A 25,329-nucleotide genomic window follows, 5' to 3' on the forward strand; every position below is an offset into this window, starting at 1 on the left:
CGCGTACGCAGTGGACGCACGGACGCACCGAAACGGACTATGCTCCGTTTACATGGATGACCGTAACACAAACGGAGCACGTTCCGTTTTGACCGGCGCGGAGATGCGCGCGCCACGGGCGGACGCGGCCCGCAACCGTGACCAGCTGCTCGCGGTGGCGACTCGGGTGTTCGCCTCGGCGGACGCCGACCCGTCGATGCGCGCGATCGCCCGCGAGGCCGGGGTCGGCATCGCCACGCTCTACCGGCACTTCCCGACCCGCGAATCACTGGTCGACGCGGTCTACCGGGACCAGGTCGTGCGGCTGACAACCGGCGCCCACGAGCTGCTCGGTCGGCTGGCCCCGGCTGCGGCAATGCGGCGCTGGATGGACTTGTTCGGGGACTGGATCGCGACCAAGAACGGCATGCTCGACACGCTGCTCGCGATGATCGAGTCGGGTGAGATCGCCCATGCGCAGACTCGGACCGAGCTCCTGACGGCCATCACCAGGATGCTCGACGCCGGCCGCGCGGCGGGCGACCTCCGCTCCGACGTCACCGCCGAAGACATCGCCGCCGCCCTCATCGGCATCTTCACCGTGGCCCCCCGACCCGAGCGCGAAGCTCAGGCCGGCCGCCTGCTGAACCTCCTGATGGACGGCCTCCGGGCCACGGGCCGGCCAGCCTGAGCCCGGGATCGAGGCCGACGCATCTGGGCTCTGCCCGACTGGCGCCGGCCGGCTGCTGACCGCCGACTACTGCTGTTCGTCGGTGAGGAGCTCGGTCGGCTGGGCGTCCACCGGTCGTACCTGCTCGGTGAACGGCTGCAAGGCAGCTGACCCTGGATCTCAAGATTCCCGACAGAGTCTCTCAGCCAGACGATCTCCACCGTGGACACCGGCCGCCGACCAGCCCGAGTGTCCCGAAGCTCGCGCACACCAGCCCCGTGATCTGCAACTTCGCAGTGCACACCACTCATTCACGGTCCAGAGGGCCGAACTGCGCGACTCCGCACGGGTGATCGCGGGACGGTACGGCCGCGGAGACGGTTCCCGGCGCCGGTGCCACGGGCGGGCGGCCCGGCCCGCGAGCTCTACCCGCCCGGCCACGGGCTGACGTGACCCGGACGGTCTTGTGCGTCAACCCGTGGGTTGACGCCAGGTATCAAACCAGGAGTCAACCCGCGGGCCGAGGCCGTGCGGTGCCGCGGGCGGCAGGCTCTTCCCCATGACGACGACTGACTACCTCATCTCCGCCGCCCTGATCCTTCTGGTGATTCCGCAGATGCGCGGCGGCCGTCTGACACCCCGCACGCTCCTGCTGCCGCTGGTGTCCGTCAGCGCCGCGGCCGCGCACTACCTTCATTCCTTCCCGACCGAGGGCCACGACGTCCAGCTGGACCTCTTCGGCGTCACGATGGGCATAGTGCTCGGACTGGCCAGTGGACTGGCCACCCGCGTCAGCCTGACCGAGGACGGTGCCGCGTACTCCAAAGCCGGTTGGCCGGCCGCCCTTCTGTGGGTGCTGGGCATGGGCGCGCGCTCGGCCTTCGTGTACTGGGCCGAGCACAGCGGCGCTCACACCATTGCGCAGTTCAGCCGCGACAACCTGATCACCGGCACCGCCGCCTGGACCGCCGCGCTGCTGCTGATGGCCGTCACTCAGGTGGTGTGCCGCCTGGTGGTGGTGCGCGTCCGGGCCCACCGGCTCACCTCCCCCCTTGTCACCCCCGTCGTGGCCTGAAGCGTGGCGCCCAGCGGACCGCCGCTCGCACCACACTCCGCCCTGGCCCGGTTCCGTGTTCGCGGGTCCGGGCCGGGCTTCGCGATCGGCGGCGCAGCGTGCATCTACTCTTCAGAAGTGACGGACACACTTCAGCCGACGGGCCCGGTCAGTCCTCGGCTGGCCGTGGCTCTTGCCCGTGCCCGGGAGCGACGCGAAGGCAGGGGCCGGCGTATGCAGCCCGTGTTGTGGGGGGTCATGGCCGCCATCGCCGTCCAGTCCCTGCACGCTTCCCCCGCCCCCGGCGTCAGAGGCAGGCACCTGGCAGTCACCCTGGTGCTCGTCGGCTGTCTGCTGCCCATGGCCGCGGTCGCGTCGAACCGGTGGCCCCTCACCGGTCGCCCTGCCCGTTGCCTGGTGTTCTGCGTGCTGGTGGACGGCTTCGGGTTTGCTCTGGGCATCCTGCAGCCCGGCTCGATGTCCACCCTGCCACCGTCCGTCGTGGTCCTGACGGCCTTCCTCATCCTGGAGCGACGGGCGGCCACCGTGCTCGCGGTCGTCGTCATGGGCTGTCTGACCGGCGCGGCGGCCGCCGGGTTGGACGGCGGTACCGACAACTTCCTGCATCAGGTCCTGTTCGGCGTCATCCTGGCCGTCGTGGGCATCGTGGTGCGGCAGTCGATCATCAACGAGGTGGCCGTCACCGTGCTGCTGGCCCAGCTCGAGGACGCCCGGGAGGCGGAGACCGAGGCGGCGGCGCTGGCCGAACGCACCCGTATCGCCCAGGATCTGCACGACGTGCTCGCCCATACCCTGTCCGGACTGGCCGTGCAGCTACAGGCCGCCCGGCGGATGGCCCGGCGCGACCAGGCGAGCGGGGATCTGCGGGGGCTGCTGGACCGGGCCGGTGAGCTGGTCAAGGAAGGTGTGGCCGATGCGCGCCGGGCTGTGCGGGCGCTGCGCGGCGAGCGCGTGCCCTCTCTCGAGCGGCTGCCCGAACTGGTCGAACGCTATCGGGTGGACCTGGAGCTCGACGTGACGCTGTCCGTGATCGGGCCGCACCGGGAGCTGCGGCCCGACGTCGGTGAAGCCCTGTACCGCGGTGTGCAGGAGGCGTTGACCAATACGGTCCGCTACGCACGCGACGCGCAGGCCACGGTGACGCTCGTCTATGAGCCCAGGGCCACAGTCCTGACCGTCGAAGACCGCCGCACCGGGCCGGGACCGGCCCGGTCGGCACTGGTCGAAGGCTCCGGCCTGGGGCTGACCGGGATGCGTGAACGCGTGACCGGGGCCGGCGGCACCCTGCACGCGGGGCCGACAGCGGATGGATGGGAAGTACGGATGGAGATACCCGCGTGACGGAGTCCGGCGAGACGGCATCTGACGGCGAGAAGATCAAAGTACTGGTCGCGGACGATCAGCAGATCGTACGCAAGGGCCTGGTCCTGCTGATCGACATGCTGGACGGCATCGAGGTGGTCGGCGCAGCCCGTGACGGTGCGGAAGCGGTGCTGCTCGCCGGTCAACTGGCCCCGGACGTAGTACTGATGGACCTGAACATGCCGGTCCTCAACGGTGTCGCGGCCACTGCGACACTGCGTGAACAGGTACCCGGCTGCAAGGTCCTCGTGCTGACCACCTACGCCGACGACGACTCCGTCTTCCCGGCACTGCAGGCGGGAGCGCGGGGCTATCTCACCAAGGACGCCGACGACGACGCGATCGAGGACGCCATCCGCAGCGTCCACGACGGCCGTATCTGGCTCGATCCCGAGGTACAGGCCCGCCTGGTCGCGGCCGTGCAGACCAGCGAGGTCGCACCGCCCGCCGCACAGCGAAAACAGGCCCACACGCCGCAGACTCCCGCACCTTCGCAGGTTCTGACCCCGCGCGAGACCCAGGTACTCACCCTCATCGCCCGGGGCCTGTCCAACGCGGAGATCTGTGCCCGGCTCGTCGTCAGCCCGGCCACGGTGAAGACGCACATCAACCGCATCTTCACCAAGATCGACGCAGCCGACCGTGCCCAGGCCGTCGGCTACGCCTATCGCAACAACCTGGTCGAGCCCTGGGACTGAAGACGCCACGACGGACGGCGGCCGGCAATGGGACGCTCGGTCAGGGAGAGCAGGCGCACGGAGCAGCCGGTGTCCCGCTTCATTCGATCTTGCCGCCGCACCGGCCCTCCTGGGCAAGCGCGCCTGGTCCCTGCCCCAGTGGATGGACCGCATCTTGCGCAACGTGGACATCGAGGGCGAGAAACTGACCTGTCACACCCTGCAAGGACTGTCACCGTCGGCCCCGCGAGCGGCCCCTCGCCCGCGTTCCATCGTCGGTTGTCGGCAGGTCTGTCAGCACCGCGCGGTGCACGGTGTCACGGAATTGTCTGGGGGAGGTGCCGGTCACGCGGCGGAACGCGGTGCTGAACGCGCTCTCGGATTCGTAGCCGGTGGCGAAGGCGAGTTCGGAGATTGACCGGGTATTGCGGCGCAGGGCGTCGCGGGCCAGGCTCATTCGCCACTGGATCAGGTATTCCAGTGGTGCGGTTCCGGTCTGCTTCTTGAAGGCGGCGGCGAATGCCGAACGGGACATGCGGCTGATGTCGGCGAGCTCCTGCAGGGTCCATTTGTGTCCCAGATCGGCGTGCATGGCGCGCAGTGCGACGCCGATGCCGTTGTCGTTGAGTGCTCCCAGCCAGCCGGCGGGCCGGTCGGTCTGCTCGGCGTGGGCGCGCAGTACCTGAACGAACAGGATCTGCGCGAGATGGTCCATGACCAGAGAGCGGCCGACGGCGTTGCTCTCCACCTCGCTGTTGAGCAACTCGGTCACATGCGCGAGCAGCACGCTGCGCGGGTCGGTGGCCCGGACGTGGACGAGCGGCGGCAGGATGTCGATCAGTATCGAGGCGTTGGGCTCGTCGAAATAGAAGTAACCGCCGCACAGGTAGGTGTCTTCCTCGGCCTCGGAGCCGATGCGCGCCACCCCGTTCGTGGCGGTCTTCCACAACGTTTCCGCCGGCTGCGGTTGCGCGGTGAGGGTGCTGGCCATCCGGTAGGACGGCGGGTTGCCCAGGAGGTAGAAGTCGCCCTCGCGCAGGTGCACGGGCTCGCGCTCGTCCAGGGCCAGCCAGCATTCCCCGCGGACGACGCCGCCGATTTTGACGTGCGGGAAGGCATCGAACCGCAACGCCCACGGTTGTGCGGCGCGCAGGGCCGGGTCGACCACGGTGCGGGGCCGCAGCAGGCCGATGGCACTGGCGATCGGGTCGGTGGACCCGAGCGGAGTACCGGTCGTGGACGATGCGTAAGGAAGTCTGGACTCCACATTATGGATTGTATCAATCCGCTCCCGCATTCTTGATCCAACGGGCAAGCGGATTTCACGTCGTCCGGCCCGTTACCAAAGGAATTCGTTCGAGCGTACCCGCGTAGAACGAATGAAAAGAAACGGGCTTCCGTTCCCGGAGGCCGATAGAAGGGTCATGATGTCTGCCAACGACCTGCGCACGTTCTACCAGCGATACATCGACATGCTCAACGCCCATGAACTGCACCGCGTGGACGAGTTCATCAGCGACGAAATCACCTACTACGGCGATCCGGCGACTCGTGCCCAGGCCCACGCCGCACTGACCGCCGAGATCGAGGCGGTGCCGGACTTCCACTGGGAGCTTGAGGACCTCAAGGTCGACGGAGACACTGTCGCCGCCCGGCTGACCAACACGGGCACGCCCGTGAAGGAGTATCTCGGCGTGGCTCCCACCGGTGCCTCGTTCGAAATCGTGGAGTACGCCATCTACCGGGTCCGCGACGGACGGTTCGTGCACATGACCAACCTGCACGACGCCGAGACGCTCAAGCAGCAGCTGCGTGCCTGACCTCCGCCGGCCGCGCGACCCGGCGCCCCCAGGTACCTCTGGGCACCACCGGGCAAGTGGTTCCGATGACCGCCGAAGACCAGATCGCGGTCTCCGGCACGGTGAAGGGCGGGGCAGTCCTGTCCGTCCACCACCGTGGGGGCGCGGCGTCGGGTGCGGGATTCTCGCTGGTCATCGACGGCACGCAAGGTCGACTCGAAGTCACCGGCACCGAGTTCCCACACATCGGGCCGGTCACGGTGCACGGCACACGCAACGGCAGGCAGCCGACCTCGTCCACGACACGGCCCTGGCTTCGGACTTCGCGCCAGGGGGCAACGAACCACCACCCACCTCTGAGCAGGCCGAGGGCCTGCCTGAACTGCTTTCGTTCGTGAAGGGGGTTGTTGGTGACCAGGTGGCGGTGACGGCTGGGCTGCCGCGTGACCTCGGACCGCCGCCGACACCAACGTGACCCTCCGTCACTCCAGCACCAAAAGTGAGCCGGAACCCCCATTCAGCCGTTGCCGACAAACGGCCTGCGACGAGCCGACGGGCCTCCACGCGCCTCGGTGCGCGGACGCGGGAACACTTGCAGGCCGGCATCGGCGTCGCGTCCTTCGTCCCTGATCAGGATCCCGTCACTCACCGGCGGATCGATGCACGGAATCCGCACGGTCTGCGACTGGCGTGAGGGCCGCAGTTCGGCCGTGGCCAAACGACAGACAGGCCCCTGACCCGCGTTTCCGCAGGTCAGGGGCCTGTCATGCAAGGGTGAGTGACGGGACTCGAACCCGCGACATCCTGGACCACAACCAGGTGCTCTACCAGCTGAGCTACACCCACCATGACCGGAGGCGACTTTGTGGTTTCTCCGACCGGCCGAGAAAAAGTGTACAGGGTCCGAAGGGGTGCTCGCGCACGGCTTTCCCGGAGCCCCTTCGGAGACCTCCCGGACGCCTATTCCGCAGGCAGGACGTGCTTGGCAGCGATGGTCCGCGCGGTGTCCGAGTCCGGGCCGGGCTGCGGTACGAAGATGGCCTCGCGGTAGTAGCGCAGTTCGGCGATCGACTCGCGGATGTCGGCGAGGGCGCGGTGGTTGCCGTTCTTCTCCGGGCTGTTGAAGTACGCCCGCGGGTACCAGCGCCGGGCCAGCTCCTTGACGCTGGAGACGTCGACGATCCGGTAGTGGAGGTACGCCTCCAGGTCGACCATGTCCCGGGCCAGGAAGCCGCGGTCGGTGCCGACGGAGTTGCCGCACAGCGGGGCCTTGCCGGGTTCCTTCACGTGTTCCCGTACGTAGGCCAGGACCTGCTCCTCGGCCTCGGCGAGCGTCGTGCCGCCGGCGAGTTCGTCGAGCAGGCCGGAGGTGGTGTGCATCTGCCGCACCACCTCCGGCATCGTCTCCAGTGCCTTGGCCGGCGGACGGATGACGATGTCCACGCCCTCGCCGAGCACGTTCAGCTCGGAGTCGGTGACCAGTGCGGCCACCTCGATGAGCGCGTCGTCGGACAGCGAGAGGCCGGTCATCTCGCAGTCGATCCACACCATGCGATCGTTCATGCGACCACCCTAAAGCTGGCGTCGCGGTTTGGGGGCCCCGGGTGCGGCGCCGACATCTCGGGCTGCCGCCCTCGTACTCCCTCACCGCCGGCCTACGGCCTCGTCCTCAAACGCCGGACGGGCTGAGGGGGGTGGCCGGGCGCCGCGGTCTCATGGCGGGTGCCGGACGGCCGGAAGGGGCGGTCGGGGGCCGCGGCACCGGACCGGGGGTCGTGGGCGAAGGGTGCGGCTGCGTGCCGTCGTCCTTGACCTCGCCGCTTGTCCTGCCGGGTCGGGAAATTCGGCGGAGCCGGCCGGCCGGTGGTCACCTGCGGGCCGTTGGGGGCTGGTCGCGCAGTTCCCCGCGCCCCTGGGTCGGCTGTCCTGGCCTGGGTCTGAACGGTGCCGCGCGTTTGGGTCGGCTGTCCTGGCCCGAGTTTGCACGGTGCCGCGTCCCTGGGGCGGCTGTCCTGGCATGCGTCTGTACGGTGCCGCGCGTTTGGGTCGGCTGCCCTGGTCCGAGTTTGCACGGTGCCGCGTCCCTGGGGCGGCTGCCCCGGGGGTGCGAAGGGGTGGGGCCTGCCCACCCGAGGGTGTCGGGTGGGCAGGGGTGGGTCAGCTGCCGGTGCGGGGGCCCGGGAGGCTGGGTGACAGGCCTACCGTGGCTGTCCTGCGGGTCTGCATCGGCAGTACGCCCTCGGGGTACTGGACCGACAGCGGGCCCGTGGACTGCAGCGGGGACGGTTCCGGGGCTTCGGCACGGTCGGACTGGGGGCGGCGGGCACGGTACGCCGCCCGGTACGCGGCCGGGGACGAGCCGAGCTGGCGCCGGAAGTGGCCGCGCAGCGCGACGGGGGAGCGGAAGCCGCAGCGGCCCGCCACCTCGTCCACCGAGTAGTCCGACGTCTCCAGGAGGCGCTGGGCCTGGAGGACCCGCTGCGTGATCAGCCACTGCAGGGGCGCACTGCCCGTCAGTGACCGGAAGCGGCGGTCGAAGGTGCGGCGGCTCATGTAGGCGCGAGCCGCCAGCGTCTCCACGTCGAACTGCTCGTGGAGATGTTCCAGCGCCCAGGCGACGACCTCGGCGAGCGGGTCGGCGCCGATCTCCTCTGGTAAAGATCGATCGAGGTAGCGCTCCTGACCGCCCGAGCGGCGCGGCGGAACCACCAGGCGCCGGGCGAGCGCACCGGCCGCCTCGTTGCCGTGGTCCGTCCGCACGATGTGGAGACAGAGGTCGATTCCGGCCGCCGTACCGGCCGAGGTGAGGACGTCGCCGTCGTCCACGAAGAGTTCTCGCGGGTCGACGTGCACCGACGGGTAGCGCTTGGCCAGCGTCGGTGCGTACATCCAGTGGGTGGTGGCCGGGCGGCCGTCCAGCAGACCTGCGGCGGCCAGTACGAACGCCCCGGTGCACAGCCCGACGATGCGGGCCCCCTCCTCGTGGGCGCGGCGCAGCGCGTCCAGCGCTTCTTCGGGTGGCGGCGCGGTGATCGAACGCCAGGCCGGTACGACGACCGTGCCCGCGCGGGAGATCGCCTCCAGGCCATGCGGCGCGGTGAGTTCCAGGCCCCCTGTGGTCCGCAGCGGGCCTTCCTCGCCGCCGCACACCAGCAGTCGGTAGCGCGGCACGCCGGCGTCCTGGCGGTCTATTCCGAACACCGACAGTGGTATGGAACTCTCGAAGATGGGGCCGCCGCTGAACAGCAGCACCGCAACGATCTCCTTGCGGCGTCGCCCGGAGAGTTTCCGGGCCGCGGCTTCCGGCGCGGCAGTGGAGTCGTGGCTCATCCTGCTAAGCCCCCCTCGGTGGTCGCGGCTCCTCGGTTGTGTCGCTCCTGCACGTTTCCCCTTGGTCCTGCACGAGTCCCCCGCCGTAAGACGTCAAGATCGAATCTACTGGTTTCCGCGGTGTCGCGTTGACCAGTTCGACACGCCGCCGATTGTCGACATGACAACTTGGCGTGAAGCATTCGATCACGAAGGGTTGCACTCACAGGCCGTGCAGGGAAGTGCGCCTTGTCGCAGTGGCCAAACCGCGTAGGGTGCGGAGGGTCCTGCGGACCCTTTCCGTGCAGGTGGAACGGGGGTTGGGGGGTGGTTGGCACCTCTCCCGTACGGGTCCCGGAAGTTGGCTGAAAAGAAGCGTTCGTGTGCACGGAAACCGGTCAGTCGACCGGTGTACTGCCTCGGGTGTGACGTCCGCCTCCCCGGGTCGTCGCCCCGCGCTCCGAACGGCGCAGCAGGAAGCGGCAGGCGGCGGTGACGGCGGCGAGGCCGAGGGCGGTGCCGACCGCGCCGGCCGGCGAGCCGCCGAAGCAGAGGAGCACCACGGGGACGAGGACGCAGGAGAACGCGGCCCAGCGGACCACGTCGCCGGCGGTGTCCGGGGCGTGGCTCCGGGTGGCGTGCGGGGAGGGGTGCCGGCCGGGGTGCGGGGCGGGGCGTGGGTCGGTGGCGGTGGGGCGCGGTCCGGACATGGTCGTACTCCCTTGTGCTCCCTGGTGACGCACTCGTACCGGGATCAACGCGTGTTCGGGCGGTCGGTCACCGTGCGTGGGGCTCCGGTGCTGTCCGAATCCTGTGCAAACCGCCTGTACGGGGCAGCAACCATTGCGTTACGGGCGCGGCTCGTGCATGCTCCCTGGAACCCCTAACCGACTCCGGGGAAGGTCCCCTACGGAGAGTGCGCGGGATCTGGGCTGAGGAGGCGTGCCGCCGTACCCTTGGGGGTATGGGGTTGGGAAGATGTTTCCCGGACACAGCTCCGCCGCAACACTGCCGTCCCTCCCACACAAGGATCACAACGCCGAGACAGCCATGGCCGGTCACGAATTCTTCGATCCAGCGGACCGCAAGCGGCCGGTCGCCGACCCCACGGCGGCCGATGCGCAGGCGGCGGAAGAGGCACGCCCTTCCTGCGATCCCGCCTTCAAACACGGGGTGGTCGTCGGCTTCGACGGCTCCACCTCCAGTGAGCGCGCCCTCGCCTACGCGATCGGGATGGCGCACCGCTCCCGCGCGGGACTGATCATCGTCCATGTCGCCAACCGACTGCCGACCACCGTGTGGGCCGGCTGCGAGCCACCCGTCTTCGTCGACGTGCCGGACCACCGCACCGAGGTGCTCGGACTCGAACTCGCCTGTGCCGAGTACCTGGCCGAAGTGCCCTGGATCCTCGTCGAGCGCGGCGGCGACATCTGCCACGAACTCGAAGAGGTGGGGCGGGAGTACGAGGCCGACGCGATCGTCGTGGGGTCCACCCAGGGGATCGTCGGGCGGATCTTCGGCTCCGTCGCGGGCAGACTCGCCAAGCGGGCCAGGCGGCCCGTCGTTGTCATTCCGTAACTCCCCGTTCTCCCAGGTGAGATGCGGAGTGGGAACGGTCCGGTGCCCTTTGTGCGGTGCGTAAATCTACTGGCGCGTAGAGGTGTTTGTGCCCTTGTGAAGGGCATATACCGGTCACCGCGCACAACTGCACAGAGCATGAAGGGAGCCCGCCGTGGACAACGACGTCTCTGCGGGAAACGGAACCACTACCGTGGCCGGCCGACTCGCCCTGGGAATCACCCTGTTGGCGTTCGGCCTCGGCACCACCGGCGTCATCGACAACGTCACCACGTCCGACGCCGTGTCAGTCGCCCACTACCTGGGCGGAGTCGCCCTCTTCCTCGTCGGCCTGCTGGCCTTCCGCGACCGTGACACCGCGAACGGCACGGGCTATGTGGTCCTCGGTGCCCTGTGGTTCACCTGGGCCGTCTCCTCCGGTGGCCACACCTCGGCCAACGGGGCCGGGCTCTTCCTGCTCCTCTTCGCCCTCGTGGCCCTGTCGTTGACCCTTGCGGGCGGGGAGCAGCTCGGCCAGGCCATGCACGGCCTGCTGTTCCTGGCGATGCTGCTCCTCGCGGTCGCGAGCTTCGCCGACAGTTCGTCACTGACCAAGGTCGGTGGGTGGGTTGCCGCGGCGGCGGGGGCGGTGGCCTGGTACGCCGCGACCGCCGCGCTCGCGCACTGGCCGACGGTGCTTCCGAGGCGGGCTGCCGGCCGGGGGGTGACGGCCGCCGGCTGATATGGCAGCCGACGCCGGGGAGTTGGGCGTCCCCGGCGATCCAATGAGCGGGCCCCTCCGTTGCCGGTGGCACACGTGGGGGGTCCGCTCGATTGTGTGGCCCGTGCGGGTGCGTGGGGGTTGCTCGCGCAGTTCCCCGCGCCCCTGAAAGAAAGGGGCGCGGGGAACTGCGCGAGCAACCCCCACCGGCCGGCACTCTTACTCCACCGTCACCGACTTCGCGAGGTTCCGCGGCTTGTCGATGTCGCGGCCCAGGGCCTTCGCCGTGTGGTAGGCGAGGAGTTGGAGGGGGATGCCCATCAGGATGGGGTCGAGTTCGTCCTCGTTCTTGGGGACGACGATCGTGCGGTCCGCCTTCTCCTGGTGGCGGTGGGCCACCGCCAGGATCCTGCCGCTGCGGGCCTTGATCTCCTCCAGGGCCGCGCGGTTCTTCTCCAGCAGGTCGTCGTCGGGGACGATCGCCACCGTGGGAAGGGCCGGCTCGATCAGCGCCAGCGGGCCGTGCTTCAGCTCGGAGGCCGGGTAGGCCTCCGCGTGGATGTAGGAGACCTCCTTGAGCTTCAGGGAGGCCTCACGGGCCACCGGGTAGCCCCGTACGCGGCCGATGAAGAGCATCGAGCGGGCCTCGGCGTACTCCGCGGCCATCTTCTCGATCTCCGCCTCCTGCGCGAGGATCTCCGAGATCTGGGCCGGCAGCTTGCGCAGGCCCTCGATGATCCGCTTGCCGTCGCGGACCGAGAGGTCCCGGATCCGGCCCAGGTGCAGCGCCAGCAGGGCGAAGGCGACCGTGGTGTTGGTGAAGCACTTCGTGGAGACCACGCAGACCTCCGGGCCCGCGTGCACGTACGTGCCGCCGTCCGCCTCGCGGGCGATCGCCGAGCCCACCACGTTGACCACGCCCAGCACCCGCGCGCCCTTGCGCTTCAGCTCCTGGACGGCGGCGAGGACGTCGTAGGTCTCACCGGACTGGGAGACGGCGATGTACAGGGTGTCGGGGTCGACCACCGGGTTGCGGTAGCGGAACTCGGAGGCCGGCTCGGCGTCCGCGGGGATGCGGGCCAGCTCCTCGATCAGCTGGGCGCCGATCATGCCCGCGTGGTACGACGTGCCGCAGCCGAGGATCTTCACCCGGCGCACGGCCCGCGCGTCCCGGGCGTCCAGGTTGAGGCCGCCGAGGTGCACGGTGGAGAAGCGGTCGTCGATCCGGCCGCGCAGCACGCGGTCGACCGCGTCGGGCTGCTCGAAGATCTCCTTGTGCATGTAGGTGTCGTGGCCGCCCATGTCGTACGACTCGGCCTCCCACTCCACGGTGGTCGGCTCCGCCGTCGTACGGGTGCCCTCGGTCGTGTAGGTGCGGAAGTCGTCGGCCTTGAGGGTGGCCATCTCGCCGTCGTCGAGGGTGACTATCTGCCGGGTGTGGGTGACCAGGGCCGCGATGTCCGAGGCGACGAACATCTCCTTGTCGCCGATGCCGAGGACCACCGGGGAGCCGTTGCGGGCCACCACGATGCGCTCGGGGAAGTCGGCGTGCATGACCGCGATGCCGTAGGTGCCCTCGATCACGCGCAGCGCCTGGCGGACCTTCTCCTCCAGGGTCTCCGCCTGGGAGCGGGCGATCAGGTGGGTGAGGACCTCGGTGTCGGTCTCGGAGAGGAACACCACGCCGTCCGCCTCCAGCTTGCGGCGCAGCTCGGCGGCGTTGTCGATGATGCCGTTGTGGACGACGGCGACCTTCTGGTCGGCCGACATGTGCGGGTGGGCGTTCACGTCGGAGGGGGCGCCGTGGGTGGCCCAGCGGGTGTGGGCGATGCCGGTGGTGCCCTTGAAGCGCGCCGGCACCCTGGCCTCCAGGTCCCGGACCCGGCCCTTGGCCTTCACCATCTTCAGACCGGCCGTCTTCGGGGCCGAGACGACGATGCCCGCCGAGTCGTAACCGCGGTATTCCAGCCGCTGCAGACCTTCGAGGAGAAGGGGGGCGACGTCACGCCTGCCGATGTATCCGACAATTCCGCACATATATAGGTGTTCCGTATTCCTAGGTCGTAGTCATCCGTAGACCAGGCGGCGCAGTTGCCGGAGGGTGAGCTCCGGCGGGGCGACCGCCCTGTACTTCAGGTCCGCCGCGATCCGTTCGAAGATCTCCGCGTTCACCAGGCCTTCCGTCTGGAGCTCGCGATGGCGGCGCCGGACGTAGTCCCCGGTCGTCTCGTCGAAGTAGGCGAGCACGTCCTGGATCACCCGCAGCGCCTCGCCCCGGCTCAGGGGCGTGGAGCGCGTCAGATGATCAACGAGTTCGTCGTGCACCCGGTAGATCCTGGGGTACCGGCGCCGCTTTCGCAAGAATCCTGCCCGATTCCGGGCAACGGACTGTTGAATCTCTTATGGGGTGCTGTTCGCAGCCTGTCCATCCTGTGTCTTGCGCCACGTCGCTTGTGGAGACGATTTTCAGACGCCATGGACATTCCTCGTATGGGCGTACCCGATGAGCTCGCCGAGCGCATGAGCATGGCCGAGCAGCACGAGTACCTCCGCGCCAGATTCTCCCGGCGCTCGATGATCAGAGGCGGTGCCGTGACCCTCGGCGCCGTCACGGGCGGCTCCTTCGTCCTGGGCGGCACCGCCCAGGCCGCCGTCCCCACCCAGTCCTCCGCTCCCGCCACCCAGTACGTCGACGGCGCCTTCGTCGCCCCGTTCGGCCGCCACCTGGCCTTCGGCAACGACGCCGGCACGGAGATGACGGTCTCCTGGCAGGTCCCGGTCGCGGTGAAGAAGCCCTTCGTCCGCATCGGCACCCACGCCTCGCATCTCTCGGTCAAGATCGACGCCGAGATCCGCACCCTCTACACCCCGGCCGGCATCGGCGCCAGCGGCGACCACACCCAGTACTACGTGCACGCCAGGCTGGCCAACCTCAAGCCGGGCCGCACCTACTTCTACGGCGTCGGCCACGACGGCTTCGACCCGGCCTCGCCGCGGTTCGCCAGCACCATCGGCACCTTCACCACCGCCCCCCGCAACAAGGAGCCGTTCACCTTCACGGCCTTCGGCGACCAGGGCGTCAGCTACCACGGCCTGGCCAACGACAGCCTGATCCTCGGCCAGAACCCCAGCTTCCACCTGCACGCCGGCGACATCGCCTACGCCGACCCGGCCGGCCAGGGCAAGACCGCCGACACCGGCTTCGACTCCCGCGTGTGGGACCAGTTCCTGGCCCAGACCGAGTCGGTCGCCAAGTCCGTGCCGTGGATGGTGTCGTACGGCAACCACGACATGGAGGCCTGGTACTCGCCCAACGGCTACGGCGGCGAGGAGGCCCGCTTCTCCCTGCCCGACAACGGGCCGGACAAGAAGAACCTCCCGGGCGTCTACTCCTTCGTCCACGGCAACACGGCGATCATCTCGCTGGACCCGAACGACGTCTCCTTCGAGATCCCGGCGAACCTGGGCATCTCGGGCGGCACCCAGACCACGTGGTTCGAGGCGCAGCTGAAGAAGTTCCGCGCCTCGAAGGACATCGACTTCATCGTCGTGTTCTTCCACCACTGCGCCTACTGCACCTCCACGGCGCACGCCTCGGAGGGGGGCGTGCGACAGGAGTGGGTGCCGCTGTTCGAGAAGTACACGGTGGACCTGGTCATCAACGGCCACAACCACCAGTACGAGCGCACCGACGTCATCAAGGGCAACACCGTCGTCAAGAAGCTCCCGATCGGCGAGACGGCCTACTCCGAGACCGAGGGCGTCGTCTACGTCACCGCGGGCGCGGCCGGCCGCAGCCTCTACGCGTTCACCGCCCCGGACTCCTACGAGGGCCACCTGAACGAGGTCGACTCCGTCGCCTCCTTCATCAACACCAAGGACGGCAAGGTCAACGAGACCGTCGCCTGGTCCCGGGTGCGCTACCTCAACTACTCGTTCCTGCGCGTGGACGTCGAGCCCGCGCCGCGCGGCCAGTACGCCAAGCTGAAGGTGTCGGGCATCGCCGAGACCGGCGACCGCATCGACCACTTCACGGTGGCGCGCAAGGCCAAGTAGGGCCCCACGGCCCCGGGTAAGGCAGATCCGGGGCGCAGGGCACCCGCAGGCGGTCCTCACATGCGTCTGAGGACCGCCTGTTTGGCCATCGAGAACTCCTCGTCCGTGAGCACCCCTTCGCGGTACAGCTCGCCGAGCTCCCGCAGCCGCCGCAGCAGCGCGTCGTGATCGGCCTCGGCCGTCTCCGGCACCCGGTTCACCTCCGGCACCCGGTTCACCCCAGGCCTCCCGGGAGCCTCCGGTGCGTCGGCCGCCGACGGATGCGGCAGCCGCGCCTGCACCGCCGCCGCGACCAGCGCCATCAGCGGATCCCGCTTGAACCCCCACAACTCCACCGCGTGCGGGTCGTACTTGGCCCGCTCCCGGACCGGCGCGCCGGCCACCCGGAACCGCAGATGGCCGTTCTCCAGGCCCGCGGACGGCTGCCACTCCACGCCGAGGATGTCCGCCAGAGCGAGCGTGCGCGGACCCGCGGCGGCCTTGACGTCCTCCGTCTTCCAGTTCCACTCCAGACGCACCCGCTCCCCGTCGAACGACGCCGTGCCGTCCCCGGCGGACACCGACAGCGGCAGCGGCGGCCCCGGCAGCAGGTACTCGCGCACCGGCGTGCCCGGCACCCGGGCGAGGAGCAGCGCGTCGCGCACCTCGTCCGTGAAGTACTCGGCGACCCCGTACCGGTCCGACTCGACGGTCAGCCGATAGGGGTCGTGGGGTTCGGTCAGGCGGCCCCCGGTGGCGTGCAGCAGCGGATCGGCGCCGTCCCGCAGCCGCAGCCTCAGCCGCCCCTGCCGACGGCCCTGCTCGAACGAGATGCCCGCCAACGCCGCCAGCGGAAGCTCCAGTTCACCCAGCGCCCGGCGCAGCACACTCACGTTCCTGTCCCGCCCGGGAGTCAGCCGCAGGGCATCTGTGCCGAAGGACCAAGTGCCGTCTTTCTGGATGATTTCCGCCACATGGGGATTGTTCCACCGGGAACGCGGAGCCGGCCGTGGCCGCCACGGGCTCCCCCGAGGACCGTACTCGGGGGAGCCCGCGGCCTGGATCAGAACCCCGCGACGGGATTCTTCAGGGTTCCGACCAGCTGGAGGGCGCCCGACGGGTCCGCCAGGTCCACCATCTGCCGGTTGTCGCGCAGCTGGAGCCGGTTGAGGCAGGACAGCGCGAACTCGGGCGCGAACATGTCGTACCGCGCGAACTTGTCGGCGAGTTCCGGCGCCGACTCCTGGTACTCACGGGTGACCTCGGCGACCGTCCGCCAGAAGTCGTCCTCCGCCAGGACCCCCTCGGTCGCGAGGTTCGCGGCGAGGAAGCGGAAGAAGCAGTCGAAGACGTCCGTGAAGACGGAGAGAAGCTTCTTGTCCTCGGGGACCTCGACGCGCAGCCGCTCGACCGCCGGCGGCAGCACCGCGTCCGGGTCCATGACCGCGATCTCCTCGGCGATGTCCTTGTAGACCGCCCGCCGCACCACACCGTCCGCCAGGACCAGGATGACGTTCTCGCCGTGCGGCATGAACACCAGGTCGTAGGCGTAGAAGCTGTGCAGGAGGGGAGTGAAGTAGGCGCGGAGGTAGGCGCGCAGCCACTCCCGCGCCGGCAGCCCGCTCTGCTCGATCAGCGCGGCCGCGAAGGAGGCGCCCTCGTGGTCCACGTGCAGCAGGGCCGCCATGGTCGCGAGCGACTCGCCCTCCCGCAGGGACGGCACCGGGCTCTCCCGCCACAGCGCGGCCAGCATCTTCCGGTACGGCGAGTAGCGGTCGGTCGCCTTCTCGTACTCCAGGTGCCGGTAGCCGACGGCCGCCCGCTCCCGGATGATCGACAGGCCGGTGGACCTGAGCACCGGGTCGTTGTCGATGAGCTGGGCCAGCCAGTCGTTGATGGCCGGGGTGGCCTCCATGTACGCGGCGGAAAGCCCGCGCATGAAGCCCATGTTGAGGACCGAGAGCGCCGTTTTGACGTAGTGCCTGCCGGGGCTGGAGTTGTTGAAGAAGGTCCGGATGGACTGCTGGGCCAGGTACTCGTCGTCACCCTCGCCCAGGCAGACCAGATGGCCGCGGGCGATCTCGGCGGCGAAGGTGACGGTGAGCTTGTTCCACCACTGCCAGGGGTGCACCGGGATGAGGAGGTAGTCGGCGGGGTCCAGGCCCCGCTCGCGCAGGACGCCGTCGAAGCGGTCGACGGTGGCCGCGCCCAGCTCCTCCCGGACGAAGGACTCGTACTCGATCCCGACCCCCGCCGTGAACGCGGCCCGCGACCGGTGCGCCGCCAGCCACACCAGCCGGACCGGGTTCGCGGTCTCCGGGGCGTACGACAGGTACTCGTGGACGCCGAAGCCGAGCCGCCCGTTGTTCGCGACGAAGCAGGGGTGGCCCTCGGTCATCCCGGTCTCGATGGCCTGGAAGCCGGCGCGCGCCAGCTCGGCGACCGGGATCCGGTCCTTGGTGAGCTTGTAGCAGGTGCCGGAGAGGGTGGAGGAGATCTCCTCCAGGTAGACCGGCAGGATCTCGTCGCCGAGCCCCAGGGAGTCCTTCAGCTCGATGAAGAAGTCCAGGGCGGCGAGCGGGAGTTCGGCGCCGTCGCGGGTACGGCGGATGGAGTCGGCGTCCACCTGCCAGTGGTCCAGGGCGCGCCGGACGGCGGTGAACCGGTAGCGGGTCAGTCCGTCGTCGCTGCGGACGACGTACGACGGCCCGTCCGCCTCCGGGGTGATCAGGCGCTCGTGGGCGAACTCGGCGAGCGCCTTGCGGATGAGCAGCCGGTTGGCCTTCTCCCAGCGCTCGGGGGAGAGGTGGGCCACGGCGTCGGCGAGGGTCATACGGCGGCCACCGCCCGCTCGAACCGCTCCCGGGTGCAGTAGCTCAGCAACGCCTTCTTCTCCGGCTTCTGGATCTCCCGTACGGGCACGAACCCGACGGCCTCGTTCAGTGCGTGCACGGCCTTGTTGGCGACGTCCGGTTCGACGACGATCCGGCGGGTCGCCGGGTCCTCGAAGAGGCGGCCGACCACGGCGGTGATGACGGCCTTCGTGAAGCCGTGCACGGGGATGTCGGTGGCGGGGGTCAGGAAGTGCATCCCGACGTCCCCCGGCTCGGGCTCGTACAGCCCGACCAGTTCCCGGTGGACCGGGTCGTAGTGCTCCATCAGGAAGGCGGGCGCACCGTCCTCCCCGATCCCCAGCAGCGCGTGATGGTGCTCGTCGGCCGCGATCTCCATGTACGCCCGCTCGACGTCCTCCAGCCGGGCGTCCTGCATCATCCAGTAGGCCGCCTTGGGGTGGGTGACCCAGGAGTGCAGGAGCTCGGCGTCCCTGAGGGGGTCCAGGGGCCGGAAGGCGAAGGTCAGGGTGGCGGTGGTGCTCATACGGCGAACTCCTGGAAGGCGATCGTCTTCTCCACCGGGTAGTACTCCGAGCCGAGCAGCTCGCGGATGATGTACGCGTTCCGGTAGGGGCCCATGCCCAGGTCGGGGCTGGTGATGCTGTGGGTGTGGACACCGGCGTTCTGGAGGAACACGCCCCGGCCGGTGACGTCGATCGCGTAGTTGCGGGCCACGTCGAAGCTGCCGTGCGTGTCGTAGCGCAGCCGGTCGCGGACCGGCCTGAGGAACTCCGGCTCCGCGTACCTGTAGCCGGTGGCCAGGACCAGGCCCTGGGTCTCGATCTCGTACTCCTTGCCCTGCTCCTCCTGGCGGAGCTTGAGCGTGTAGCTGCCGTTGTCGTAAGTGGCCGCGTTCAGGGCGGAGTTGGTCAGCAGCCTGGTCGGGACCGGGCCGCCGAGGTTCTTCCGGTAGAGCAGGTCGAAGATCTCGTTGATCAGGTCGCCGTCGATGCCCTTGAAGAGGCCCTTCTGCTCGGCGGTGAGCCGGTAGCGGGTGTCCTCGGGGAGGGCGTGGTAGTAGTCGATGTACTCGGGGCTGGTCATCTCCAGCGTGAGCTTGGTGTATTCCAGCGGGAAGAAGCGGGGGGAGCGGGTCACCCAGTTCAGCCGGTAGCCGTGGACGTCGATCTCGCTGAGCAGGTCGTAGTAGATCTCGGCGGCGGACTGGCCGCTGCCGACCAGGGTGATCGACTCCTTGGCCTGGAGCGCCTCACGGTGCCTGAGGTACTGCGAGTTGTGGACGAAGTCGCCGCCCAGTCCCGCGCAGGCCGCCGGGATGTGCGGCGGGGTGCCGGTGCCGAGGACCAGCCGGCGGGCGCGGTAGGTCTCACCGGCGGCCGTGGCGACGGCGTACACCCCGTCCTCGTCCTCGTACCGGACCTCCGTCACGGTGGTGTCGAAGCGGACGTTGGTCAGTCTGTCGGCGGCCCAGCGGCAGTAGTCGTTGTACTCCACCCGCAGCGGATAGAAGTTCTCGCGGATGTAGAACGAGTACAGCCGGCCCTTCTCCTTCAGGTAGTTGAGGAAGGAGTACGGCGAGGTGGGGTCCGCCAGGGTGACCAGGTCCGACATGAACGGGGTCTGCAGGTGGGCGCCGTCCAGGAACATGCCGGCGTGCCACTCGAAGGCGGGCTTCGAGTCGAGGAAGACGCCGTCGAGTCCGGTGATCGGCTCGGTCAGGCAGGCGAGTCCGAGGTTGAAGGGCCCCAGCCCGATCCCCACGAAGTCATGGATGGCGGTCGGGTTGTCAGGACGCGCGGTCAAGGGACTCTCCCAGGTACTGCTCGGCGTGGCCGGCGATCAGATCGAGGACGGCGGTGATGTCGGCCGTCGTGGTCTCGGGGTTGAGCAGGGTGAACTTGAGGTAGTGGCGGCCGCCGACCTTGGTGCCCGCGACCACGGCGTCGCCGGAGGCGAACAGGGCCTTGCGGGCGTACAGGTTGGCGCGGTCGATCTCGGCCGGGTCGGTGACGGCGGCGGGGACGTAGCGGAAGACGAGGGTGGACAGGGACGGTTCGACGACCACGTCGTAGCGCGGGTCGGCGGCCAGCAGCCGCCAGCCGTCCGCCGCCAACTCGCAGACCTCGTCGAAGAGTTCGCCGATGCCGTCGGCGCCCATGGTGCGCAGGGTCATCCACAGCTTGAGGGCGTCGAAGCGGCGGGTGGTCTGGAGGGACTTGTCGACCTGGTTGGGGATGCGCTCCTGCACCATCCGGCGCGGGTTCAGATACTCCGCGTGGTAGGTGGCGTGCCGCAGGGTGGCCGCGTCCCGGACCAGCACGGCGGACGAACTCACCGGCTGGAAGAAGGACTTGTGGTAGTCGACGGTGACCGAGTCGGCGCGCTCGATGCCGGCGATCCGGTCCCGGTGCCTCAGGGAGGCGAGCAGCCCGCAGCCGTAGGCCGCGTCGACGTGCATCCAGACGCCGTACTGCTCGCACAGTCCGGCGATCTCCGGCAGCGGGTCGATGGAGCCGAAGTCGGTGGTGCCGGCGGTGGCGACGACGGCCATCGGGACGAGTCCGTCGCGCTTGCAGCGCTCCAGTTCGCGGGCGAGGGCCACGGTCTGCATCCGCTTGTCGGCGCCGACGGGCACGGAGATCACCGCGTCCGGGCCGAGGCCGAGCAGTTTCGCCGACTTCTGCACGCTGAAGTGGCTGATGTCGGAGGCGAGGATCCGCAGGTCCGCGAGTTCGTCGGCCTTGGCCTCCTCCCGAGCCAGCAGCAGCGCCTGGAGGTTGGACTGGGTGCCGCCGGAGGTGAACACGCCGTCGGCGGCCTCGCCGAAGCCGATGCGGGCGGTCGTCCAGTCGATCAGTTTCCGCTCGATGAGGGTGCCGCCCGCCGACTGGTCCCAGGTGTCCAGGGAGGAGTTGACGGCGGAGAGCACCGCCTCGCCGAGCACCGCCGGGATGACCACCGGGCAGTTGAGGTGGGCGAGGTAGCGGGGGTGGTGGAAGTAGACGGCGTCCCGGAGGTAGACGTCCTCCAGCTCGTCCAGGACCGCGGTGGTGTCGTACAGCGGCCGGTCGAGGTCGATGCCGTCGATGCGGGGGGAGAGGGCGTCGACGGTGACACCCGTGAACGGACGGTCGGTGGTGGCGAGTTTGGCCGCCACCCGCTCTACTCCTTCGGTCACGGAGCGGCGGTAGTGCTCCGCGGTGAGGTCATTGAGCAGGTGCGAGCGCATGAGGGGGTCCTCCGGGACGATCCGTGCGGGGGAGGGGAGCGATCGGCTCCACTTAGGTTAGCCTAACCTAAGTAGCGCGGGCGGAGCGCTGGCCCTCCCGTGACAGCGGTCACGTCGCGCCGGAGGCCCTGACTACCCGCCGGCCGCCCGGAGCTGTTCCTCCGTCAGGCCCTGCCGCCAGTACCCGACGAAGGTGACCTGGCGCCGGTCGAAACCGCGCTCGCCGACGAGGTGCCGGCGCAGCTCCTTCACGCGTCCGGACTCGCCGGCGATCCAGGCGTACGGGCTCGCGTGGGCGGGAAGCCGTGCGGCCCGGATCTCCTCCGTGGCGTCGCGGCCGGCCACCAGCCAGGTGATCTCCGTGTCCGCCCCGGTGGCCACGTCCTGGACGTCGCCGGCGCACGGCACCTCCAGCCAGGCGCGGACGCGGGTGGCGGCGGGCAGGGATTCGAGGACGGCGGTCGCCGCGGGTACGGCGGTCTCGTCGCCCCAGATCAGCACCAGGTCGGTGTCCTCGGGCGGCCGGAAACGGATCGCCCGGTTGTCGGCGGCCGCCGGTCCGAGCAGGATCACCCGGTCACCGGCGGCGGCCCGGGAGGCCCACCGCGAGGCGGGCCCGGCCGGGGCGGCGGCGTCCGGCCCGACGCCGTGCAGCACGAAGTCGATGTCGATCTCGTCGGGGTCCCGGCGCAGCGCCCGCAGCGTGTACGAGCGCATCACGGCCCGTACGTCGTCGGGGAGTTCACGCCAGCCCTGCCACCAGCCCTCGCCCAGTTCGATCGGCACGACGGGCTCGGTGCGCCCCTCGGCCGGGATGAACAGGGACAGGGACTGGTCGCGTCCGTGCGAGTGGAAGTGCGCCAGGTCGGCGCCGGCGAAGGTGACCCGGACCAGAGACGGACCGAGCCGCCTCGTCCGTACGACCTGGAGGGAGAAGAAACGGAACGGGGCGGCCACGGCCGTCGTCATATGTGCTCCTGAGACTCAGGAAGTCGTGTGGACGTGCTGCTTGTCGCGGGTCAGCTGACCTTCTTCGCCGTCTCCAGCGCCTTGGCGAGGTTCTCCACCATCGCGACGCACTTGTCGTAGGAGAAGATCGGCTCGGGGGAGCGGGCGATGACCTGGCCGGCCTTGACCGCGGGGAGCTTCTTCCAGGTGGCCTGGGTGATGTCGGCCGGCTGGATGGTCGCCGTACGGTCGTCCATCATGATGATGTCGGCCTGGTACTTGTCGACGTTCTCCCAGCTCAGCGACTCGTACCAGCCGCCGCTCGCCTTCAGTACGGACGCCGACGGCTCCACGAAGTTCACGCCGAGGGCCTTGAAGTACTCCAGGTCCACGGAGAGGTCGGAACCGGAGACGTAGAACAGGTCCTGGGCGGCGGAACCGGCCATCACCTTGATGTCCGGGTGCGCCTTGGCGGCGGCCCGCAGCCGGGACGACGCCGTCTCGAACCGCTTCTTCGCGTCGGTCACCCTGCTCGCCGTCATGTCCGCGCCGAGCGACTCGGCGAGCGCCCAGACGCGCTGCAGCGGGACGGTCAGCTGACGGTCGTAGGCCGAGATGCCCACGCTCGGGGCCAGCTTGGCGATCTTGTCCTTGGACTCGTCCGGGACGTACCAGAGGGTGCCGGCGGCGTCGAACATCGTGGTGATGAGCACGTCCGGCGCCAGGGCCGCGTACTTCTCGACGTTGAACTGGCCCCACTCGTTGCCGAGCACGGTCAGCTTGCTGACGTCCATGTCGCCGGCCTGGACGTCGGCCTTGCCGTCCTTCGTCTTCGTCGGGCCGAAGACGCCCTTGACGTCGACGCCGTAGTCGTACAGCGCGGCGGCGACCCCGACGAACGCGACGATGTCCGCCGGGGCCTTGTCCAGCTTCACCGTGGTCCCGCGGTCGTCCTTGAAGGTCCAGGGGCCGGACTTGGCGGCTGTCGTCTCCTTGCCGGAGGAGCCGCTTTTCGCGTCTTCGGCACCGCAGGCCGCGAGCGCGGCACCGAGACCGAGGGCGCCACCGGCGGCGAGGATGCCGCGGCGGGTGAGGTGGGCTGCTCTGACGTTGGACATAGGTGTGGCTGCTTTCGGACGTGCGGGAACACCGCCGGACGGGATGGAGATTAGGTTAGCCTAACCTCATCTCTTGTCCAGGTCGGGTCCCCGCACGTGCCGTCCGAGACCGACTCGCCGGGCAGTCAGGAGCGGATGAACTCCAGCAGATCCACGTTGATCGTCGCTGCCTCCGTGGTCGGCATGCCGCGCGGAGCACTCGTTCTGACGGGCCCGGCGTCGACCCGTGTCGTCCTCCACCGCGTCGGGGGCACGATCCTGGTCGAGGACCCCGCCACCGCACCGGAACCGGCGGCTCAGGTGACGTCGTCCACGTTCGACTTCCTCGCCTGGTCGACCACCCGTACCCCCTGGCGCGAGGTGACCGAGGTGACCGATGACGTTTCTGTCGCCGCCGCCTTCCTCGACGAGCTGAACCTGGTCCGACGCCTCGGCTCCGGCTCGGCGGTGCCGCGTACGACGGGTCGCGGGACCGCCGGAGGTTCGGTCAGCGCCTTCGCCATTCGGTGGGAGACATGCCGTACTCGGCCCGGAACGCGCGGCTGAAGCTGGAGGGGTCGGAGAAACCGTGGCGTCGTGCGACGGCGCCGATGGCCACGGTGGCGTCGGCGGCGAGGGCCTGCCTGCACGCTTCGAGGCGGCGGGTGCGGATCCAGTTTGCGAGGCCGATGCCGCTGCCGGCGAGCACCGTGCAGAGATGGCGCACCGAGATGTGGTGCGCGGCCGCGATCCGCTCGGCGGACAGGGCGGGGTCGTTCAGGTGCCGGCGGGCGTATTCGAGGATGCGCATCGGCAGGGTGGCGGCCAGGGGCTCGGCCGCTGACTCGTCGGCCCGCAGATGGGTCGCGACCACGGCGCGGATGAGTTCGATGCTCGGGTGACCGATCAGGTCGGCGGTGCGCTCCACCCGCAGGGCGGTGGTTCGACCCGAGCAGACGGTCAGGTCGCCCAGTCCGTGACGACGCCGTGCGCGGCCACCGACCGGCGATGGCCGGGCCAGTGCAGTTCGATCGGCACCATCGTCGCGCCGAGCGCCTCGTGGACGAACTCGGCACGATCACGCTCTTCGACCTCATCGGTGTTCAGAATGAAAGGCATGGCGTAGACCCCTCGACCCGCACGTCGGAAACGTATGTGTGCTGACCGGGCGCGGCACCGAACTCCCGCCTTGTCACCGGCTGTTGCGGCCGACCGCGGTATCCGGCCGGGCCGGGCCGCCCCCACGCTCCCGACGGCGGGTCCGGTCGCTCGGGGTCCCGGGGGCGGGCGGCCGTCGTGGATGAGCACCACCCCGCGACGGCGCCGTCGCGGACCGGCCCGGACCTGCCAGGAGCTACCGGCCGCCGGCCGGGGCGCCGTCCGGTCCGGGCCGTACGGCGAACGACTCGATGTAGGCCAGCGCTCCGTACAGCGCGTCGCGCAGCGGTGCGGAGTCGCCGGCCGCCTGGTCCAGCAGCGCCCCGCCCTGGAACGCGGCGGTGAGCAGGTGGGCGAGCGCGGCCGGGTCGGCCTCCGGCCGTAGTTCGCCGCGCTCGCGCATCTTGCCCAGGCCGCGCCTGAACAGCTCCCGCCACCGCTCGAAGCCGTCGGCCACCGCGTCCCGGTACGCGGGCTCGGCCTTGACGACCTCGGCGGCCAGCGAGCCGAACGTGCACCCGCCGCGCAGCATGTCCTGCGAGGCGATGTAGGAGTCGGCCCACCGGTACAGGGCCGCGAGGCTGTCCAACTCGCCCAGCTCGGGCGCCTGGTGGCGGGCGACGATGCCGTCGGCCTGCCAGCCGAGCACCGCGCGCACCAGGGACTCCTTGGTGGGGAAGTGGCGGGTCAGCTGCGAGCCGCTGACCCCGGCGGCCTCCCGGATCTGCTCGTTGTTGGTGTTCTGCGCGCCGTTCTCGTAGATCAGCTCGGCGGCCGCCCGGACGATGCGCTCGCGGGTGGCCAGGCCCTTCGCGGTCAGCTTCCGGCCCGGCGCGCCGCTGGTGGTGGTCATGCCGG

Annotated in this window: 25 protein-coding genes and 1 tRNA gene; 9 read left to right on the forward strand and 17 right to left on the reverse strand. The window is 69.8% G+C overall.

The annotated features are described in order from the left end of the window. The first annotated feature begins 103 nt into the window (after positions 1 to 103). The 4 genes from IEZ11_RS04495 to IEZ11_RS04510 all read left to right on the forward strand — a co-directional run bounded on the left by IEZ11_RS04495 (position 104) and on the right by IEZ11_RS04510 (position 3,784). Positions 104 to 670, forward strand: coding sequence for a TetR/AcrR family transcriptional regulator (locus IEZ11_RS04495; RefSeq protein ID WP_229712837.1), 567 nt, complete (start codon positions 104 to 106; stop codon positions 668 to 670). Positions 671 to 1,208: 538 nt separating this feature from the next. Then, a complete protein-coding gene (locus IEZ11_RS04500) occupies positions 1,209 to 1,724 on the forward strand; it encodes a hypothetical protein (RefSeq protein ID WP_189261250.1) in 516 nt (171 codons plus the stop codon). 339 nt (positions 1,725 to 2,063) lie between these two features. Continuing rightward, positions 2,064 to 3,065 (forward strand): sensor histidine kinase, encoded by a 1,002-nt coding sequence (locus tag IEZ11_RS04505; RefSeq protein WP_229712802.1) that lies wholly within the window; start codon positions 2,064 to 2,066, stop codon positions 3,063 to 3,065. Continuing rightward, the gene (locus tag IEZ11_RS04510) at positions 3,062 to 3,784 is read left to right on the forward strand and encodes a response regulator transcription factor (RefSeq protein WP_189261251.1); all 723 of its coding nucleotides are present in this window, start codon (positions 3,062 to 3,064) and stop codon (positions 3,782 to 3,784) included. The genes IEZ11_RS04505 and IEZ11_RS04510 overlap by 4 nt, the downstream gene beginning before the upstream one ends. A 211-nt stretch (positions 3,785 to 3,995) precedes the next feature. On the opposite strand, the gene IEZ11_RS04515 is transcribed toward IEZ11_RS04510, so the two are convergent. Then, positions 3,996 to 5,030: an AraC family transcriptional regulator gene (locus IEZ11_RS04515; RefSeq protein WP_229712803.1), complete on the reverse strand. Its 1,035-nt coding sequence runs from the start codon at positions 5,028 to 5,030 to the stop codon at positions 3,996 to 3,998. Between the two features lie 160 nt (positions 5,031 to 5,190). Here IEZ11_RS04515 and IEZ11_RS04520 point away from each other — a divergent pair, with 160 nt between their 5' ends. Further along, on the forward strand, positions 5,191 to 5,583 hold the full coding sequence (locus tag IEZ11_RS04520) for an ester cyclase (RefSeq protein WP_189261253.1): 393 nt from the start codon (positions 5,191 to 5,193) through the stop codon (positions 5,581 to 5,583). A 752-nt stretch (positions 5,584 to 6,335) separates the two neighbouring features. Here the strand turns inward: IEZ11_RS04520 and IEZ11_RS04525 are convergent. The 4 genes from IEZ11_RS04525 to IEZ11_RS04540 form a co-directional block, all read right to left on the reverse strand. Further along, positions 6,336 to 6,408: transfer RNA gene (locus IEZ11_RS04525), tRNA-His, on the reverse strand. Between the two features lie 114 nt (positions 6,409 to 6,522). Beyond that, entirely contained in the window at positions 6,523 to 7,125 is a 603-nt protein-coding gene (gene orn, locus IEZ11_RS04530; RefSeq protein ID WP_189261254.1) for an oligoribonuclease, read from the reverse strand. 594 nt (positions 7,126 to 7,719) lie between these two features. Beyond that, a complete protein-coding gene (locus IEZ11_RS04535) occupies positions 7,720 to 8,892 on the reverse strand; it encodes a helix-turn-helix domain-containing protein (RefSeq protein WP_189261255.1) in 1,173 nt (390 codons plus the stop codon). 377 nt (positions 8,893 to 9,269) lie between these two features. Further along, a complete protein-coding gene (locus IEZ11_RS04540) occupies positions 9,270 to 9,581 on the reverse strand; it encodes a hypothetical protein (protein ID WP_229712804.1) in 312 nt (103 codons plus the stop codon). A gap of 340 nt (positions 9,582 to 9,921) precedes the next feature. Between IEZ11_RS04540 and IEZ11_RS04545 the strand changes: the two genes are divergently transcribed. Both IEZ11_RS04545 and IEZ11_RS04550 read left to right on the forward strand, forming a co-directional pair. After that, a complete protein-coding gene (locus IEZ11_RS04545) occupies positions 9,922 to 10,449 on the forward strand; it encodes a universal stress protein (RefSeq protein WP_189261256.1) in 528 nt (175 codons plus the stop codon). A 154-nt stretch (positions 10,450 to 10,603) separates the two neighbouring features. Next, positions 10,604 to 11,170: a GPR1/FUN34/YaaH family transporter gene (locus IEZ11_RS04550; protein ID WP_189261257.1), complete on the forward strand. Its 567-nt coding sequence runs from the start codon at positions 10,604 to 10,606 to the stop codon at positions 11,168 to 11,170. A 198-nt stretch (positions 11,171 to 11,368) separates the two neighbouring features. Here IEZ11_RS04550 and glmS read toward each other — a convergent pair whose 3' ends face one another. Next, positions 11,369 to 13,186 carry a glutamine--fructose-6-phosphate transaminase (isomerizing) gene (gene glmS, locus IEZ11_RS04555; protein ID WP_189261258.1) on the reverse strand — a complete coding sequence of 606 codons (1,818 nt, stop codon included), beginning with the start codon at positions 13,184 to 13,186 and terminating at the stop codon, positions 11,369 to 11,371. A gap of 30 nt (positions 13,187 to 13,216) precedes the next feature. Beyond that, a complete protein-coding gene (locus tag IEZ11_RS04560; protein WP_189261259.1) occupies positions 13,217 to 13,474 on the reverse strand; it encodes a hypothetical protein in 258 nt (85 codons plus the stop codon). 165 nt (positions 13,475 to 13,639) lie between these two features. On the opposite strand from IEZ11_RS04560, the gene IEZ11_RS04565 reads away from it, so the two are divergent. Then, positions 13,640 to 15,205, forward strand: a complete 1,566-nt coding sequence (locus IEZ11_RS04565; RefSeq protein WP_189261260.1) for a purple acid phosphatase family protein — start codon at positions 13,640 to 13,642, stop codon at positions 15,203 to 15,205. Between the two features lie 56 nt (positions 15,206 to 15,261). On the opposite strand, the gene IEZ11_RS04570 is transcribed toward IEZ11_RS04565, so the two are convergent. The 7 genes from IEZ11_RS04570 to IEZ11_RS04600 all read right to left on the reverse strand — a co-directional run bounded on the left by IEZ11_RS04570 (position 15,262) and on the right by IEZ11_RS04600 (position 23,334). Then, complete coding sequence (locus tag IEZ11_RS04570) at positions 15,262 to 16,158, reverse strand: DUF4429 domain-containing protein (protein WP_189261261.1); 897 nt, start codon at positions 16,156 to 16,158, stop codon at positions 15,262 to 15,264. A gap of 89 nt (positions 16,159 to 16,247) precedes the next feature. Beyond that, positions 16,248 to 18,017, reverse strand: a complete 1,770-nt coding sequence (locus tag IEZ11_RS04575; protein WP_189261262.1) for an IucA/IucC family protein — start codon at positions 18,015 to 18,017, stop codon at positions 16,248 to 16,250. Beyond that, entirely contained in the window at positions 18,014 to 18,562 is a 549-nt protein-coding gene (locus IEZ11_RS04580; RefSeq protein WP_189261263.1) for a GNAT family N-acetyltransferase, read from the reverse strand. The genes IEZ11_RS04575 and IEZ11_RS04580 overlap by 4 nt, the downstream gene beginning before the upstream one ends. Next, positions 18,559 to 19,842, reverse strand: a complete 1,284-nt coding sequence (locus tag IEZ11_RS04585) for a lysine N(6)-hydroxylase/L-ornithine N(5)-oxygenase family protein (protein WP_189261264.1) — start codon at positions 19,840 to 19,842, stop codon at positions 18,559 to 18,561. Before IEZ11_RS04585 ends, IEZ11_RS04580 begins: the two co-directional genes overlap by 4 nt. After that, entirely contained in the window at positions 19,826 to 21,268 is a 1,443-nt protein-coding gene (gene desA, locus IEZ11_RS04590; protein WP_189261265.1) for a lysine decarboxylase DesA, read from the reverse strand. The genes IEZ11_RS04585 and desA overlap by 17 nt, the downstream gene beginning before the upstream one ends. Before the next feature lie 132 nt (positions 21,269 to 21,400). Then, complete coding sequence (locus IEZ11_RS04595) at positions 21,401 to 22,237, reverse strand: siderophore-interacting protein (protein ID WP_189261266.1); 837 nt, start codon at positions 22,235 to 22,237, stop codon at positions 21,401 to 21,403. 50 nt (positions 22,238 to 22,287) lie between these two features. Next, entirely contained in the window at positions 22,288 to 23,334 is a 1,047-nt protein-coding gene (locus IEZ11_RS04600) for an ABC transporter substrate-binding protein (protein ID WP_189261267.1), read from the reverse strand. A 135-nt stretch (positions 23,335 to 23,469) separates the two neighbouring features. Here IEZ11_RS04600 and IEZ11_RS04605 point away from each other — a divergent pair, with 135 nt between their 5' ends. Further along, complete coding sequence (locus tag IEZ11_RS04605; protein ID WP_189261268.1) at positions 23,470 to 23,880, forward strand: hypothetical protein; 411 nt, start codon at positions 23,470 to 23,472, stop codon at positions 23,878 to 23,880. On the opposite strand, the gene IEZ11_RS04610 is transcribed toward IEZ11_RS04605, so the two are convergent. The 3 genes from IEZ11_RS04610 to IEZ11_RS04620 form a co-directional block, all read right to left on the reverse strand. Continuing rightward, positions 23,822 to 24,241 (reverse strand): helix-turn-helix transcriptional regulator, encoded by a 420-nt coding sequence (locus IEZ11_RS04610; RefSeq protein WP_189261269.1) that lies wholly within the window; start codon positions 24,239 to 24,241, stop codon positions 23,822 to 23,824. The genes IEZ11_RS04605 and IEZ11_RS04610 overlap by 59 nt on opposite strands. Before the next feature lie 32 nt (positions 24,242 to 24,273). Beyond that, positions 24,274 to 24,432: a hypothetical protein gene (locus IEZ11_RS04615; RefSeq protein ID WP_189261270.1), complete on the reverse strand. Its 159-nt coding sequence runs from the start codon at positions 24,430 to 24,432 to the stop codon at positions 24,274 to 24,276. Between the two features lie 235 nt (positions 24,433 to 24,667). After that, positions 24,668 to 25,324, reverse strand: coding sequence for a TetR/AcrR family transcriptional regulator (locus IEZ11_RS04620; protein WP_189261271.1), 657 nt, complete (start codon positions 25,322 to 25,324; stop codon positions 24,668 to 24,670). Positions 25,325 to 25,329 lie beyond the last annotated feature (5 nt).

The organism is Streptomyces fuscichromogenes, assembly GCF_014645815.1.
Lineage (GTDB): Bacteria > Actinomycetota > Actinomycetes > Streptomycetales > Streptomycetaceae > Streptomyces > Streptomyces fuscichromogenes.

Excerpts from the sequence above, each read along its gene's own strand:
- IEZ11_RS04495 (WP_229712837.1), top strand. The coding sequence starts at position 104 with ATGCGCGCGCCACGGGCGGACGCGGCCCGCAACCGTGACCAGCTGCTC.
- IEZ11_RS04500 (WP_189261250.1), top strand. The coding sequence starts at position 1,209 with ATGACGACGACTGACTACCTCATCTCCGCCGCCCTGATCCTTCTGGTG.
- IEZ11_RS04505 (WP_229712802.1), top strand. The coding sequence starts at position 2,064 with ATGGCCGCGGTCGCGTCGAACCGGTGGCCCCTCACCGGTCGCCCTGCC.
- IEZ11_RS04520 (WP_189261253.1), top strand. The coding sequence starts at position 5,191 with ATGTCTGCCAACGACCTGCGCACGTTCTACCAGCGATACATCGACATG.
- orn (WP_189261254.1), bottom strand. The coding sequence starts at position 7,125 with ATGAACGATCGCATGGTGTGGATCGACTGCGAGATGACCGGCCTCTCG.
- IEZ11_RS04535 (WP_189261255.1), bottom strand. The coding sequence starts at position 8,892 with ATGAGCCACGACTCCACTGCCGCGCCGGAAGCCGCGGCCCGGAAACTC.
- IEZ11_RS04540 (WP_229712804.1), bottom strand. The coding sequence starts at position 9,581 with ATGTCCGGACCGCGCCCCACCGCCACCGACCCACGCCCCGCCCCGCAC.
- IEZ11_RS04545 (WP_189261256.1), top strand. The coding sequence starts at position 9,922 with ATGGCCGGTCACGAATTCTTCGATCCAGCGGACCGCAAGCGGCCGGTC.
- glmS (WP_189261258.1), bottom strand. The coding sequence starts at position 13,186 with ATGTGCGGAATTGTCGGATACATCGGCAGGCGTGACGTCGCCCCCCTT.
- IEZ11_RS04565 (WP_189261260.1), top strand. The coding sequence starts at position 13,640 with ATGGGCGTACCCGATGAGCTCGCCGAGCGCATGAGCATGGCCGAGCAG.
- IEZ11_RS04575 (WP_189261262.1), bottom strand. The coding sequence starts at position 18,017 with ATGACCCTCGCCGACGCCGTGGCCCACCTCTCCCCCGAGCGCTGGGAG.
- IEZ11_RS04580 (WP_189261263.1), bottom strand. The coding sequence starts at position 18,562 with ATGAGCACCACCGCCACCCTGACCTTCGCCTTCCGGCCCCTGGACCCC.
- desA (WP_189261265.1), bottom strand. The coding sequence starts at position 21,268 with ATGCGCTCGCACCTGCTCAATGACCTCACCGCGGAGCACTACCGCCGC.
- IEZ11_RS04595 (WP_189261266.1), bottom strand. The coding sequence starts at position 22,237 with ATGACGACGGCCGTGGCCGCCCCGTTCCGTTTCTTCTCCCTCCAGGTC.
- IEZ11_RS04600 (WP_189261267.1), bottom strand. The coding sequence starts at position 23,334 with ATGTCCAACGTCAGAGCAGCCCACCTCACCCGCCGCGGCATCCTCGCC.
- IEZ11_RS04605 (WP_189261268.1), top strand. The coding sequence starts at position 23,470 with ATGAACTCCAGCAGATCCACGTTGATCGTCGCTGCCTCCGTGGTCGGC.
- IEZ11_RS04615 (WP_189261270.1), bottom strand. The coding sequence starts at position 24,432 with ATGCCTTTCATTCTGAACACCGATGAGGTCGAAGAGCGTGATCGTGCC.
- IEZ11_RS04620 (WP_189261271.1), bottom strand. The coding sequence starts at position 25,324 with ATGACCACCACCAGCGGCGCGCCGGGCCGGAAGCTGACCGCGAAGGGC.